The sequence below is a fragment of the Streptomyces sp. NPDC002309 genome (assembly GCF_053593375.1).
Window position 1 is genome coordinate 1 of record NZ_JBSFCI010000033.1, and the last position, 13,611, is coordinate 13,611.

General features: G+C 72.9%; 13 protein-coding genes. 5 read left to right on the forward strand and 8 right to left on the reverse strand.

Features of this window, described 5'->3' with window-relative positions; translation table 11 throughout:
• Window positions 1–147: 147 nt before the first annotated feature.
• From ACWCPM_RS25335 to ACWCPM_RS25345, 3 genes are all read right to left on the reverse strand, one after another.
• Window positions 148–543 (reverse strand): DUF3040 domain-containing protein, encoded by a 396-nt coding sequence (locus ACWCPM_RS25335; RefSeq protein ID WP_450978553.1) that lies wholly within the window; start codon window positions 541–543, stop codon window positions 148–150.
• 276 nt (window positions 544–819) lie between these two features.
• Entirely contained in the window at window positions 820–1,647 is an 828-nt protein-coding gene (locus ACWCPM_RS25340) for a class I SAM-dependent methyltransferase (protein ID WP_450978554.1), read from the reverse strand.
• Between the two features lie 190 nt (window positions 1,648–1,837).
• Entirely contained in the window at window positions 1,838–2,413 is a 576-nt protein-coding gene (locus tag ACWCPM_RS25345) for an SAV_6107 family HEPN domain-containing protein (RefSeq protein ID WP_450978555.1), read from the reverse strand.
• Window positions 2,414–2,608: 195 nt separating this feature from the next.
• Here ACWCPM_RS25345 and ACWCPM_RS25350 point away from each other — a divergent pair, with 195 nt between their 5' ends.
• From ACWCPM_RS25350 to ACWCPM_RS25370, 5 genes are all read left to right on the forward strand, one after another.
• The gene (locus tag ACWCPM_RS25350; protein WP_450978556.1) at window positions 2,609–3,496 is read left to right on the forward strand and encodes an ABC transporter ATP-binding protein; all 888 of its coding nucleotides are present in this window, start codon (window positions 2,609–2,611) and stop codon (window positions 3,494–3,496) included.
• Window positions 3,468–5,552 carry a YhgE/Pip family protein gene (locus tag ACWCPM_RS25355; protein WP_450978557.1) on the forward strand — a complete coding sequence of 695 codons (2,085 nt, stop codon included), beginning with the start codon at window positions 3,468–3,470 and terminating at the stop codon, window positions 5,550–5,552. The genes ACWCPM_RS25350 and ACWCPM_RS25355 overlap by 29 nt, the downstream gene beginning before the upstream one ends.
• A gap of 50 nt (window positions 5,553–5,602) precedes the next feature.
• Entirely contained in the window at window positions 5,603–6,232 is a 630-nt protein-coding gene (locus tag ACWCPM_RS25360) for a TetR/AcrR family transcriptional regulator (protein WP_450978558.1), read from the forward strand.
• A gap of 563 nt (window positions 6,233–6,795) precedes the next feature.
• The gene (locus tag ACWCPM_RS25365) at window positions 6,796–7,410 is read left to right on the forward strand and encodes a DUF4126 domain-containing protein (protein WP_450978559.1); all 615 of its coding nucleotides are present in this window, start codon (window positions 6,796–6,798) and stop codon (window positions 7,408–7,410) included.
• 69 nt (window positions 7,411–7,479) lie between these two features.
• Complete coding sequence (locus ACWCPM_RS25370; protein ID WP_450978560.1) at window positions 7,480–8,973, forward strand: phytoene desaturase family protein; 1,494 nt, start codon at window positions 7,480–7,482, stop codon at window positions 8,971–8,973.
• A 93-nt stretch (window positions 8,974–9,066) separates the two neighbouring features.
• Here ACWCPM_RS25370 and ACWCPM_RS25375 read toward each other — a convergent pair whose 3' ends face one another.
• The 5 genes from ACWCPM_RS25375 to ACWCPM_RS25395 all read right to left on the reverse strand — a co-directional run bounded on the left by ACWCPM_RS25375 (window position 9,067) and on the right by ACWCPM_RS25395 (window position 13,520).
• The gene (locus ACWCPM_RS25375; protein ID WP_450978561.1) at window positions 9,067–10,026 is read right to left on the reverse strand and encodes an SCO2102 family sporulation regulator; all 960 of its coding nucleotides are present in this window, start codon (window positions 10,024–10,026) and stop codon (window positions 9,067–9,069) included.
• A 56-nt stretch (window positions 10,027–10,082) separates the two neighbouring features.
• The gene (gene metF, locus ACWCPM_RS25380; RefSeq protein WP_450978562.1) at window positions 10,083–11,006 is read right to left on the reverse strand and encodes a methylenetetrahydrofolate reductase [NAD(P)H]; all 924 of its coding nucleotides are present in this window, start codon (window positions 11,004–11,006) and stop codon (window positions 10,083–10,085) included.
• Window positions 11,007–11,119: 113 nt separating this feature from the next.
• Window positions 11,120–11,773, reverse strand: coding sequence for a thiamine phosphate synthase (gene thiE, locus ACWCPM_RS25385; RefSeq protein ID WP_450978563.1), 654 nt, complete (start codon window positions 11,771–11,773; stop codon window positions 11,120–11,122).
• 141 nt (window positions 11,774–11,914) lie between these two features.
• The gene (locus ACWCPM_RS25390) at window positions 11,915–12,280 is read right to left on the reverse strand and encodes an Rv2175c family DNA-binding protein (protein WP_450978564.1); all 366 of its coding nucleotides are present in this window, start codon (window positions 12,278–12,280) and stop codon (window positions 11,915–11,917) included.
• Between the two features lie 76 nt (window positions 12,281–12,356).
• Window positions 12,357–13,520, reverse strand: a complete 1,164-nt coding sequence (locus tag ACWCPM_RS25395) for an NAD(P)/FAD-dependent oxidoreductase (protein WP_450978640.1) — start codon at window positions 13,518–13,520, stop codon at window positions 12,357–12,359.
• Window positions 13,521–13,611: the final 91 nt, after the last annotated feature.

Here is a 13,611-nt window from a genome sequence, read left to right on the forward strand (position 1 = left end):
CCCGCCGCTCTCCCGTTCGGTCGGGTGCCGCCCCCTCGCGATGCCCGGGGCGTGCGGCGTGCGCCGGCCCGGGGGCGTCGCATGCGTGAGGGGTTGCCGTCCGGCGGACGGCAACCCCTCACAAACGTCGGTGGGAGCGGTAGGGAGTCAGTGGCCCTGTTGCTCGTCGCGGCGTCGCTGCCAGCGCTGCTCGATACGGTCCATCATCGAACGCCGCTGACGTCCCTGACGGCCGGCGTGGGGGGCTCCCGCGGCGGGCTGCTCACCCGGCTTGGGGGCCTTGCGCCAACCGGTCACGGCGAGTACCGCGCAAGCCAGCATGACGAGGAATCCCACCACGCTGAGCCAGACCTGCTTGGCGACCATTCCGGCCATGAGGAGCGCGATACCTACGAGGAAGCCCGCGACCGCCTGGTAGACCCGTCGCCGGGTGTACGTACGCAGCCCGCTTCCCTCAAGCGCTGTCGCGAACTTGGGATCTTCGGCGTACAGCGCTCGCTCCATCTGCTCGAGCATGCGCTGCTCGTGCTCTGAGAGCGGCACGGAGTCCTCCTCATCGTGCAGTCGCCGGGGCGACCCGGGGGGTCCCTTCAGGATAGGCAGGGAATCGCCCCCGTGAAACCCGCCCCTCTACGCCAATTGGCCAACCGGAACCCGCCATGACCGGACCGGCCCGCTGAGATGGACATTCCCCGGCGGCCGACCCGTCATGCCGGGCGGTCTCCCTCGATCATACGGCGGGAACGCCCCGATCGGAGGGCCTGTGGCGTACTCCATCCGCTAGCAACGCGCTGATCAGGGCCGTCTCACGGGAGTCACTCAGGCCCCGGTGGGCGCCTGCGTCTCGCCGAGCACATGAAGCTGCGTGGCCACCGCGTGGAACGCGGGCAGCTCGGCCGCGGCGGCCTCCAGCTTGAGCAGGGCGTCCATGGCGCCCGGCTCGGTGTCCACGAGGACTCCGGGCACGAGATCGGCGAAGACCCGGACGCCGTGCACGGCGCCGACGGCGAGGCCGGCGTCCCCGACCAGTTCGGTGAGCTGCTCGGCGGTGAAGCGGCGCGGCATCGGGTCACCCGAGCCCCAGCGGCCGTTCGGGTCGTCGAGGGCCTGCTTGGCCTCCGTGAAGTGACCCGCGAGGGCGCGCGCGAGCACGGCGCCGCCCAGACCGGCGGCGAGCAGGCTGAGGAAGCCGTCCTGGCGGAGGGCGGCCACCGCGTTGCGCAGAGCCTCCGCCGGGTCGTCCACGTACTCCAGGACGCCGTGGCACAGCACCGCGTCGTAGCCGCCGCGCTCGACCACGTCGAAGAGGCCGCGGGCGTCGCCCTGCACGCCCTTGACCCGCTCGGCGACGCCGGCCTCGGCGGCGCGGCGCTCCAGGGCGAACAGCGCGTTGGGGCTGGGATCGACGACGGTGACGCGGTGGCCGAGGCCGGCGACGGGCACCGCGAACTTGCCGCTGCCGCCCCCGGTGTCGAGGACGTCCAGCGACTCCCGGCCGGTGGCCTTGACCCGGCGGTCCAGGGCGTCCTGGAGGACCTCCCACACCACGGCGGTACGGAGCGCGGTGCGAGGACGAGGAGGGTCGGAAGCCAGCGACGCCGCTTGCGGATGGCGGTGGGAGGCGGGCGGGCGCATCGGGTCCGACACGGCAGTTGACTCCTCGGCGCGGCACCGCCCTCGTGCGGGCGGAGCGAACGGGCTGCCTTCCCGCCCCCAGGCGCGGGAGGGAAGGCTTCAGGCGCCCTCCACCCTATTGCCTCCGGCGCGGCGGCCGGTCACCGCGCCGGGCACGTATTCCTCCTGACCAAGAGTGGTTTCGACGGGCCCGGCCGGTGCGTCACCCCACGTCGGGCAGGCCACGGTCCCGGCCCGCGCGCGAGCCGCGCCCCACCGCCGCTTCCGTGCCGGGCCGGGGGTGGGGCAGGACCGGCTGGAGCACCAGCATCCGCTCGACGAGGCGCAGGAACATCGCCACGTCGCGTATCAGGTCGTCGGCGTCCCGGCGGCCGGCCGCGCCCTGGATGCCCGCCTCGGCCCGGGCGCGGCGCCCGGCACCCGAGGCGAACAGCGCGCTCCATTCGCTGAGCTCGGGGGCGATCTCGGGGAGCACTTCCCAGGCGCTGCGGATCCGGGCCCGGCGTCGGGGGCTGGTCTCCGGGCGGCCCCGCACGGCCAGTACGGCGGCGGCGGTGCGCAGGGCGGCGAGGTGGGCGGTGGCGTAGCGCTCGTTCGGCGTTTCGAGGGCTGTCGCCTCTTCGAGCCCTGTGCGGGCCTGGGCGAGCAGGTCGAGGGCGGCGGGCGGGGCCGTGGCCCGGCGGAGCACGGGGTGCACATCGCCCGCCGGACCGGTCAGTGAGGGGGCAGGGCCGGTGGCGCGGCCCCGTGGGGCGGCGGCTGCGGAGGAGCTGGCCATGACGAACCTCCTGTCGTCTTGGTGACGGCACGCCCTCATACGGGGTGCCGTATGTGCCCATCGTGGGGTATGGCACTGACAATCCGTTCTGACCTGGGCTTTTGCTTCGATCGAAGGTTCGGGCTAGTTTTTGCACTGACCAGTCAGTTCACATAGTTCCGTTCGGAAGCACCTGGGGGCACTGTGGGGGGAACCGTGACGGGACTCGCCGTCACCACCCGCGACTTCGGGCTCAGGGGGCCCCGCGGCTGGGCCTTTCGCGGCATCTCCTTCGCCGCGGCGCCCGGCTCGCTGATCGCGATCGAAGGCCCGTCCGGGTCGGGGCGCACGAGCCTGCTGCTCGCGCTCACCGGCCGGATGAAGGCCACCGAGGGGACGGCGGAGGTCGGCGACGCCCGGCTGCCGCAGCAGATGGCGGCGCTGCGCCGGGTCAGCGCGCTCGCGCACGTCCCCGGCGTCACCGACCTCGACCCCGCCCTGACCGTCGGGGAGCACCTGCGCGAAAGGGCCCTGCTGCAACGCCGGTTCGGCGTCTCGCTGCGGGGTCTGCTGCGGCCGCGCACCGAGCGCGCGAACGAGGCGAGGCTGCGGATCGACGGGGCCCTGACCGCCTCCGGACTCGGCCTGGAGGCACTGCCCAAGGGCGCCCGGACGGCCGTGCGCGATCTGGAGCGTGTGGAGGCGCTGAGGCTGTCCGTCGCGCTGGCGCTCGTCGGACGGCCGCGGCTGCTCGGGGTCGACGACACGGACCTCAAGCTCTCCGACGCCGAACGGGCCGAGGTGTGGGCGCTGCTCAGGTCGCTCACCGAGGCCGGCACGACGGTGGTGGCGGTGTGCAGCGAAGCGCCCGGGGACGCCGTGGCGCTGTCCACCGAGCGGGCCGGTGGCGGCCTGCCGGAGGAAACAGCGGCAGCGGTCGGCGCACCCGTGGACGTTCCCTCGGACACGGTCGACGGCACCGGCGAGGACCTGGACCCGCGGGAAGGCACCGGCAGCGGTGTCCCGGAAGGCCGGGGCGGCCGGGCGGACCGCGACGACACGAAGGAGGCGGCGGATGCGTTCGCCGAGACTGGCCGCTCTTGAGCTGCGGCGGTTCGGCCGGGGGAAGCTGCCCCGGGCCGCGCTGGTGGCACTTCTGCTGCTGCCGCTGCTGTACGGCGCGCTGTACCTGTGGTCGTTCTGGGACCCGTACGGCCGCCTTGACCGGATCCCCGTGGCGCTGGTGAACGACGACAGGGGCGCCACGGCCGGCGGCAAGCGGGTCGAGGCGGGCGACGACATCGTGGCGGGGCTGCGGGACAGCGAGGTCTTCGACTGGCACGAGGTGAGCGCCGGGGACGCGCGCGCGGGCGTGGAGGACGGCACGTACTACCTGTCACTGACCATGCCGGCGGACTTCAGCGGGCGCATCGCCTCCAGTTCCGGCGACTCCCCGGAGACGGGCGCGCTCCAGGTCCGCACGAACGACGCGAACAACTACGTCGTCGGGCAGATATCCCGGACGGTGTTCAGCGAGGTCCGCACGGCGGCGTCCACGAAGGCGTCGCGGTCCTTCCTGGACCGGATCTTCATCTCGTTCTCCGACATCCACGGCGAGACGGTGAAGGCGGCCGGCGGTGCCGACAGGCTCAAGAACGGTATCGGCACGGCCGAGAAGGGCTCCAAGGACCTCGCCGACGGCCTGAAGGAGGCCAAGGACGGCAGCGGGGACCTCTCCACGGGCCTGACGAAGCTCGCCACCGGCGCCAGTGACCTCAAGGACGGTTCGGCGCGGGTGGCGGAAGGTACGCAGGCGCTCGCCGACCAGGTCAACGGGATCGCGGACAAGCTGGGGCCCTTCCTGGAGGACAACGAGAAGACCATCGGTGACACGGCACGGCTGGTCGCCGACGCGTCCGGCGCCGTCCGGGACGACCTCGACACGCTCGTGAAGCGGGCCCCTGCCGCCGCCGAGGGAGCCCAGCTGGCCTCCGGCACGCTGAGCGACATCCACAAGAGGCGCTGCGAGACCCCTGCGGTGCCCGACGCGGCCTGCGCCGACCTGGAGAAGGCCATGGACTCGGCGGCCGACGTGGCGACCGTCGCGGACGACCTCGACACGGCGATCAGCGGCTACGACGGCGACATGGACAAGCTCGACGGGCATCTGGCCACTCTGGAGGAGCAGGCCCGGGCGCTCGCCCGGGACGCCCCTCATCTGTCGGAGGACCTCGACGAGGCCGTCGCGAAGATCAACAAGCTGAACGAGGGTGCCGGGAAGGTCGCCAAGGGCGCCGAGGCCCTGCACAAGGGACTGGCCACCGCCCGTACCGGGGCGCTGGACCTCGACACGGGCGTCGGTGAGCTCAAGACGGGCGCGGACGACCTCAGCGGGGGCATGTTCAAGCTGGTCGACGGCTCCGTGAAGCTCGCGGACGGACTGCACGACGGCGCGGAGCGGATCCCCGACTACGACGAGCGGGAGCGCGACGCGCGCACGGAGGTCATGGCGGACCCCGTCCGGCTCGCCTCCACGTCGCTGCACGAGGCGCCCAACTACGGCACGGGCTTCGCCCCGTACTTCATCCCGCTGTCCCTGTGGGTGGGCGCGATGGTGGCCTACATGCTGATCGCGCCGCTCAATCGGCGGGCGCTGGCCACGGACGCCTCGGCCTGGCGGATCGCGCTGGCGGGCTGGCTGCCGGTGCTGGCGATCGGCGTGCTCCAGACGGTGGCCCTGATGTCGGTGCTGCACTGGGCGGTCGGGCTGGAGATGGCGCGGTCGGCCGGGACGGTGGGCTTCCTGTTCCTGGTGACGGCGTGCTTCGCGGCGATCGTCCAGTGGCTGAACGCGCGCTTCGGCGCCGCCGGCCGGATCCTGGTGCTGGCCCTGCTGATGCTGCAGCTGACGTCCGCCGGGGGCACGTACCCCGTGCAGACCAGTCCGGGCTTCTTCAACGCGCTGCACCCGTTCCTGCCCATGAGCTACGTCGTCGAGGCGCTCAGGAGACTGATCACGGGTGGTGGCCTCGGTCCCGTGTGGCACGCGTGCGTGGTGCTGACCGCGTTCACCGCCGGTGCCCTCGCCCTGACCGCGCTGTCGGCCCGCCGCCGCCAGGTGTGGACACTGGACCGGCTGCATCCGGAGCTGAGCCTGTGACCTCGACAGCTGCTCCCTGCACGGATGCCGTTCCTGTGACAATCAAGGCCATGGAAAGCAGCAGCGCCACGTCGGGGGCGAGCACCCGCCGCGAGACGACCCGGCAGAAGCTCTACGAGGCGGCCGTCACGCTCATCGCGGAGCAGGGGTTCTCCGCGACCACGGTGGACCAGATCGCCGAGCGGGCCGGGGTCGCCAAGGGCACCGTGTACTACAACTTCGCCAGCAAGTCCGTCCTCTTCGAGGAGCTGCTCCGGCACGGAGTGGGCCTGCTCACCGCCTCCCTGAAGGAGGCGGCCGAGCGGACGGCGAAGGAAGGCGGCTCCCGGGTGGCCGCGCTGGACGCGATGGTCCGGGCCGGGCTCGTCTTCATCGACCGCTATCCGGCCTTCACACAGCTGTACGTGGCCGAGCTGTGGCGCACCAACCGGGCCTGGCAGTCGACGCTGCTGGTGGTCCGGCAGGAGGCGGTCGCCGTCGTCGAGGACGTGCTGCGCGAGGGCATCGCCCAGGGTGAGTTCAGCGAGGAGATCGATGTGCCGCTGACGGCCGCGGCGCTGGTCGGCATGGTGCTGGTGGCCGCGCTGGACTGGCAGGCCTTCCAGCCGGAGCGCTCCCTGGACGAGGTGCACGCGGCGCTGTCGCGGCTCCTGCAGGGACGGGTGAGCGGACGACCGTAGGCACCCGGCCCCGAGGCAACGGAAGCGAACGGCCACGGACGCCCTGCGCAGGCCCCGCGGAAACGGAAAGCGCAAAGCAGCGGACGCCCGTACAGGCCCCGCGGAAACGGAAGCGCAGAACCGCGGACGCCCCGTACAGGCCCCGCGGACACGAAGGAAGCGCCGGTTCGGATCGTGGCCGCGTCCCCCGCGGGCCACGCCGGACCGGCGCTTCCTTCGTGCTCCCCCGATTCTCCCGATTCCCCCGTTTCCCCGATATCCCCGGACCGGCCCGTGTTTCCCGTTCCGCCCGTCGGGCCCCCTCCCGTCGTCGCGTCCGGGGTTCCCCCGTGCCTCGCTCCCGCCGGTCCGGACCCGCAAGGGGAGAGGTCCGGGGCCCGCGCCGTTCCGCCGCCCCGTGTCGGCGGTACCGGCACCGGTCCCCTTTCCGTGCCACCACTCTCCCCTTCAGGCAGGTCCGGCCCCATCCGCGCGCGTACTCATCTCCGTCACTGAGTACGGGTACTCAGCCCTCCGCCTCGCTCCCCAGGACGCGCGGCGGCCCGGTGGTTACGATCGCGTCCGTGGCCGTACTCCCTCTTGTCTTCACCAGCGGCTGGGCCAGCGGCGTCAACGCCTACGCCGTGGTGCTGCTGCTCGGCTTCTTCGGTGCGACGGGGCTGAGCGACGAGATCCCGGAGACGCTGCAACGCCCCGAGGTCCTCATCACGGCCGGTGTGCTGTTCCTCGGCGAGACCGTCGCCGACAAGATCCCGTACGTCGACTCCGCCTGGGACTCCGTGCACACGCTGATCCGGCCCGCCGCGGGCGCCTGGGTCGGGGCACTGCTCGCCGGGCAGAGCGCTTCGCTGTCGGAGCTGGCGGCGGGCGCGATCGGGGGTTCCACCGCACTGGCCAGCCACGCGGTCAAGGCCGGGACACGGATGGCGGTCAACGCGTCGCCCGAGCCCTTCAGCAACGTGATCATCAGCATCGCCGAGGATCTCGGCGTCGGGGGGCTCGTGACGTTCGCGATCTTCTACCCCGAGGCCGCGGCGATCATCGCGGCGGTTCTCCTGGTCACCGGCCTGATCACCCTGTACTTCCTCGCCTCCCGCATCCACCGCTTCCTGCGCCGCAGGGCGCAACGCCGGGAGGAGCGGCGGTTGGCGGCGCGTGAGGCAGGTCCACCGGGCTGAGACCGGGCGTCGGCGCCCGGTCACGGACCCGGTCACGGAGTGTCAGTGGTGGCGGATAAAGTCGCGGGCATGGCAGGGATTGCGGTGATCGGCGCCGGGATGGGCGCCATGGCGGCCGCCGCGCGGCTGGCCGTGGCGGGCCACCGGGTGACGGTGTACGAGCGTACGGAGACCTACGGCGGAGCGGTGCGCCGGCGGGAGCGGGACGGGTTCGCCTTCGACACCGGTCCCGGCCTGCTGCCGTTGCCCGCGGTCTGGCGGGACCTGTTCCTCAAGACCGGCAAGGAGCCCCTGGAAGCGTGCGTCGAGCTGACGCAGGTCGACCCGTCGTCCCGGCACGTCTTCGCCGACGGCACCGAGCTGTCCGTGCCGAACGCCTCGCGCGCCGGCGTCGTCGCCGCCCTTGACGAGGCGCTGGGATCCGGCGCGGGCGCCCGCTGGGGCGACTTCCTGGTGCGCGCCCGCGAGGCCTGGGACCGGACGCGCCGGCCGCTCCTGGAGGAGCCGCTCTGGTCCGACTGGCAGGTGCTGGCCGAGCGCGAGCCCTACCCCTCGGTCCCGCACAAGAAGCTGCTGCGCACCCGCCGGGCCGGCACGCTCGCCGAGGTCGGCGCCTGGGAGCTGCGCGACCCCCGGCTGATCGCCCTGCTGGAGAGCCACGCGCTGGCGTACGGTCTCGACCCGCGCGTCGCACCGGCGGGCGCGGCCGTGCTGCCGTACATGGAGCACGCCTTCGGCGCCTGGTACGTGCGCGGCGGCATCCGGGAGCTGGCACGCGCGGTGTACGAGCGGTGTCTCGCCCGCCGGGTCGCGTTCGTCTTCGGCACCGAGGTCACCGGACTCCTGGAGAAGGACGGCCGGGCGGTGGGCGTGCGGCTGGCCGACGGGACGGCGGCGGAGGCGGACTTCGTGGTCGCCGGTGTCGCCCCCGGCGCGCTGCCGGACCTGCCGCCGCGGACCACCGGCGAGGTCCCGCCGCAGAGCGGGCTGCCGAGCCGTCTGACGGTGCTGCTGGCGCTGCGCGGCCCCCGACCGGAGGGCACAGCGCACCGGACGGTGGTGCACACCCCGGACAGGGACGGCGAGTTGGCGGCCGTCTTCGCCGCCGGGCGGCCGGGAGCGCGGGCCGCGCACCCCACGGTCACCGTCCTGCGCCCGGACGACCCGCGCCTGGTCCCGGACTCCGGCCACGAGGCGGTCACCCTGACGGCCACCGTCCCGGCGGCGACCGCACCGGAAGACCACGCCGAACACGCCGAGGCCATGATCACCACCGCCGGGCGCGCGATACCGGACCTCCGCTCCCGCCTCCTGTGGCACGAGCAAAACACCCCGGCCGACATCGCCGGGGCGACCGGCGCACGGGGCGGGGCCGTCCCGGCCCCGGCGCTGGCGGCGGCCGGGGGCCGACTGCTGCATCCTGCCAACAGCACGGCTCTGCCGGGGCTGTTCACCGTCGGCGGCTGGTCCCATCCGGGCGGTGGCCTCCCGCACGCCGGGATGTCGGGCGCACTGGTGTCGGGACTGATCGTGGAAGGACCGGAGTTCCGCGGCTCCCGGTGAGACGGACGCGCGGACACGGGTGAGCCCCGCGGTTCCCCTCACAGGGATCCACGGGGCTCCCACGGCTCCAGCCGCCGGTGCACGCCCGGTGACTCAGAACCGGTATCGCTCGTCGTACTCGTTCCCCTGCTGCGCCTGACCGTCCCCCTGGTGCGGATAGGGCTGCTCCTGCGGCAGCTCGCCCCCGTACGGGTCGTCGGTGCTGCGCTGCTGCGGCACCCACACGCCGCCGGCCGGGGTCTCGCCGCCGTAGCCGCCGCCTGCGTACGGGTCCTGCCCGTAGCCCTGCTGGCCGTACTGCTGCTGTTCGTACCCGGCGTCGTAGGACCCGCTGTAGGTCTGGGTGCCGATGTACGGGTCGGAGTAGGCGGCGTACTGCTGCTGACCACCGGTGTCGTAGCCGTACTGCTGCTGGCCGTAGCCCGAGTAGCCGTCGTAGGCGTAGGCGGCCTGGTCGGTGGACTGGGCGGTCGCCGCGTACTGGTCCTGGAGCTGGTCCTGGGGCTGACCCTGCGTGGCGTACCCGCCGGTGTCCCCGTACACGCCGTAGGAGCCGGTGTCGTCGGGCATCGGCTGCGGCTCGTACACCGAGGTGGACTCGGCGGCGGTCGCGGCGCCGGGACGGGCGGGCGCGAACACGTCGTCCCGCTCGTAGTCGTCCTGGCCGTGCCCGGCGCCGCCCTGCTCGTACGTGCCGTCCTCGTCGCCGTAACCGGACGCCTCGAGGTCGGACACCTCCAGCGACGGGTCCTCGTGCTCCGGCTCACCGCGGCGGCGCTTGCTGCCGCCCAGGCTCGGGCGTCCGGTGACCGCCCAGCCGGCGGCGAAGCCACGGCGGAACGACAGGGTGACGTAGGTCTGCCCGACCGCGAAGGCGGCGGCGCCCAGTCCGATCACGATGACGGACGGGATCAGCACGCCGACGACGACGCCGAGGAAGCCGCCGAACGCCAGCAGACGCCAGCGCAGCCGCGCCTTGTACTGCAGCAGCACCTCGCCGAGCAGCCACAGCGCGACGATGCCGAACGCGATGTAGAGGACCGTCCAGCCCATGTACGCCCCTCTCCCAGTGGCCGCTACGCAGTGTGTCGTATGAGTGTGCGACCGGTCTAGGCCCGCGGTGGATGGTGCAGGCCCAGGTTCTCGTAGATTTCCAGGGTCGCCGTGGAGTTGTTGAGCGTGATGAAGTGCAGACCAGGCACTCCCTCCGCCAGCAGTCGTGCGCAGAACTCCGTGGCGAACTCGATCCCCAAGGAGCGTACAGCGGACGGATTCTCTTTCGCTGTGAGGATCCGCTCTTTCAGGGTGGACGGGATGTGAGCGTTGCTGAGCTGCGGCAGCCGCTCCAGCATCCGCACGCTGGTCACGGGCATGACCTCGGGGATGACCGGCGTCTCGCAGCCCGCGGCGGCCACTCGGTCACGCAGTCGAAGATAGGACTCCGGCTGGAAGAACATCTGTGTGATCGCGTAGTCGGCACCGGCCCGGCACTTGTCGACGAAGTGGCGGGCGTCCGTGTCCCAGTCGGCGGAGCGCGGGTGCATCTCCGGGAACGCCGCGACACCGACGCAGAAGTCGCCCGACTCCTTGATGAGGCGCACGAGTTCGGCGGCGTAGGCCAGGCCCTTGGGGTGCGGCACCCAGTCGCCCATGGGGTCGCCGGGCGGGTCGCCGCGCAGGGCGAGCATGTTGCGGATGCCGGCGTCGGCGAACTGGCCGATGACGTTGCGCAGCTCGCCGATCGAGTGGTCGACGGCCGTGAGATGGGCGACCGGGGTGAGCGTGGTGTCGGCGACGATCTGCTGCGTCTCCTTGACCGTGCTCGCACGGGTGGAACCGCCGGCCCCGTACGTCACGGAGACGAAGTCGGGGGCCACCGCTTCGACCCTGCGCAGCGCCTCCCACAGGCTGCGCTCACCCTTGGCGGTCTTCGGCGCGTAGAACTCGAACGAGTACGTCTTCTTGCCGGCGGCGAGCATGTCGCGCACGGTGCGTGCGCGGTCAGTCCTGGTGGAGGCGGTTCCGAGGGCCATACGGGCAGGTTAGCCAGGGGCCGTCCGTCCCCCAACCGGATGCAGGAAATTTGCCCGGATTGTCGGCCTCCTGTCCACCCCTTGGACACCCGGCGGTCACATGGGGTGACACCTCAGGCCTCGCGCAGGCGCTTCGCGAACTCCGCCGCCGCGGCGCCCGGGTCGTCGGCCTCGGTGATCGCGCGGACGACGACGACACGGCGGGCACCCGCGTCGAGGACCTCGTCGAGGTTGCCGAGGTCGATGCCGCCGATGGCGAACCAGGGGCGGTCGGTGCCCAGCGCGGCCGTGTGCCGGACCAGGCCGAGGCCGGGAGCGTGGCGGCCGGGCTTGGTGGGGGTGGGCCAGCAGGGGCCGGTGCAGAAGTAGTCCACGCCCTCCTGGACCGCCGCCGCCTCCGCCTCGGACTCCGCGTGTGTGGAGCGGCCTATGAGGACGTCGTCGCCGAGGATCGCCCGGGCCGCGGGGACCGGTAGGTCGCCCTGGCCGAGGTGGAGCACACCGGCGCCGGCGGCGTGGGCGACGTCCGCGCGGTCGTTGACCGCGAGCAGTTTGCCGTGCCGGGCGCAGGCGTCGGCGAAGACCTCCAGATGCTCCAGCTCCTGGGCGGCCTCCATGCCCTTGTCGCGCAGCTGCACGATGTCGACCCCGCCGGACAGGACGGCGTCGAGGAACGCGGGCAGGTCGCCCTGGCGTCCGCGTGCGTCCGTGCACAGGTAGACACGGGCGTCGGCGAGCCGGGTACGAGCGGTGGCGGTGTCGGGCATGCGTGGGTCCCCCCGTGGATCGGTACCTCTGGGTCTGCCTGCCGGTGGCGTACGGGCCCCGCCGGGCGGGAGCGTCCGGGGGCCCTCGCCCCCGGACCGGGGCCCGTACGCCTCACAGGCTCTTCTCTGGTCTCGCCGGGATCAGACGGCCAGGGCCTGGGCCCGCCGCTTCACCTCCGTGCCGCGATTCTCGCTGAGCGCCTGCGCGGGCGTGCCCGGCAGGCTCGGGTCGGGGGTGAAGAGCCATTCCAGCATCTCTTCGTCCGTGAAGCCGTCGTCCCGCAGGAGCGTCAAGGTCCCGGACAGGCCCTTGACGACCTTGTCTTCGTCGATGAAGGCGGCGGGAACGTGCAGCGCGCGGTTCTCACCACGGCGCACGGCGATGAGCTGGCCCTCCTTGACCAGCTGCCGCACACGCGTCACCTCGACGTCGAGCATTTCCGCGATGTCGGGGAGGGTGAGCCAGGCGGGGACGAGAGCATCGGTCTTTACGTCAATCTCGGTCACGGGAACAAGCCTGCCATCCCCCACTGACAGTCGGAAGTCAGCCCCGCCCATCGACCCGCCCACCTGCGACGACGCGTTAGGCCGTGGCCGCCTTCAGGGGGCGCGCCGGGTCGGTCAGCAGCTCCGGGTCCATCAGGGTCCCGGCCTCGATCAGCCGCCGGCCCTGGGCCAGGTCCCGGGGGCGGCCCACCGCGAGCAGGGCCGTCAGCCTGCCCTCGCGCAGCCAGCACACCGACCAGGCCGGCCCTGCCGGGTCACCGCGCCACACGGTGGCGTCGGCCGGAGCGTGGTGTCCGGCGTACTGCACGAACCGCCCGAACTGCTCGGACCAGAAGTACGGCACCGGGTCGTAGACCGCCGGCGCCTCGCCGAGGATGTCCGCCGCGACCGTGCGGGGGCCCTGGAGGGCGTTGTCCCAGTGGTGGACCATGAGCCGCTCGCCGTAGCGCCGCGAGGGGAAGGACGCGCAGTCGCCGACGGCGTGGACGTCCGGTGCCGAGGTGCGCAGGTGGTCGTCGGCCACGACCTCCCCGTACCGGCCGAGCTCGATACCGGAGCCGGCGAGTCGTCGTGTGGCGGGCCGGGCGCCGATGCCGACCACCACGGCGCCGGCGGGCACCCGTTCGCCGTCGTCGAGGACGACCGCTCCGGGCTCGACCCGGCGCACGCGCGCGCGGGTGCGCAGGACGGCGCCGCTGTCGGCGTACCAGGCGGTCATGGGCGCGGCCACGTCGGCGGGCAGGGCGCCGGCGAGGGGGTGGTCGGCGGCCTCGACGACGGTCACCGCGCACCCGGCCTCCCGGGCGGCCGTGGCGAACTCCGCGCCGATCCAGCCGGCGCCGACGACCACGATGTCGTGCTGCCGGGCGAGCACCGGCCGCAGCCGCTCGGCGTCGTCCAGGGTGCGCAGCAGATGCACGCCGGGGACGCCCTCCGCGCCGGGCAGGGTGACGGGTTCGGCGCCGGTGGCGAGGACCAGCGCGTCGTAGGGCACCGGTCCGGACCCGGTGTCCAGTTCGTGGTCGGCGAGGCGGAGGCCGGTCATCTCGCGCCCCAGGTGCAGCTCGATGCCGAGTTCCTCGAAGTCGACGTCGAAGGCGGAGCCCTCGGCCTTGCCGAGCAGGACCGCCTTGGAGAGCGGCGGCCGGTCGTACGGCTGGTGCGGCTCGGCGCCGATCAGCGTGACGGTGCCGGTGAAACCCTGTTCGCGCAGGGCGACCGCGGTCTGCACCCCGGCCATGCCCGCGCCCACGACGACCACGCGCCGCGCCTGTGCCCTCGTCTGCTCGTTCACCTGATCACCATAGACAACTGACACTTTGTCAGTAAGA

Excerpts from the sequence above, each read along its gene's own strand:
- ACWCPM_RS25345 (WP_450978555.1), bottom strand. The coding sequence starts at position 2,413 with ATGGCCAGCTCCTCCGCAGCCGCCGCCCCACGGGGCCGCGCCACCGGC.
- ACWCPM_RS25355 (WP_450978557.1), top strand. The coding sequence starts at position 3,468 with ATGCGTTCGCCGAGACTGGCCGCTCTTGAGCTGCGGCGGTTCGGCCGG.
- ACWCPM_RS25360 (WP_450978558.1), top strand. The coding sequence starts at position 5,603 with ATGGAAAGCAGCAGCGCCACGTCGGGGGCGAGCACCCGCCGCGAGACG.
- ACWCPM_RS25370 (WP_450978560.1), top strand. The coding sequence starts at position 7,480 with ATGGCAGGGATTGCGGTGATCGGCGCCGGGATGGGCGCCATGGCGGCC.
- ACWCPM_RS25375 (WP_450978561.1), bottom strand. The coding sequence starts at position 10,026 with ATGGGCTGGACGGTCCTCTACATCGCGTTCGGCATCGTCGCGCTGTGG.
- metF (WP_450978562.1), bottom strand. The coding sequence starts at position 11,006 with ATGGCCCTCGGAACCGCCTCCACCAGGACTGACCGCGCACGCACCGTG.
- thiE (WP_450978563.1), bottom strand. The coding sequence starts at position 11,773 with ATGCCCGACACCGCCACCGCTCGTACCCGGCTCGCCGACGCCCGTGTC.
- ACWCPM_RS25395 (WP_450978640.1), bottom strand. The coding sequence starts at position 13,520 with ATGGCCGGGGTGCAGACCGCGGTCGCCCTGCGCGAACAGGGTTTCACC.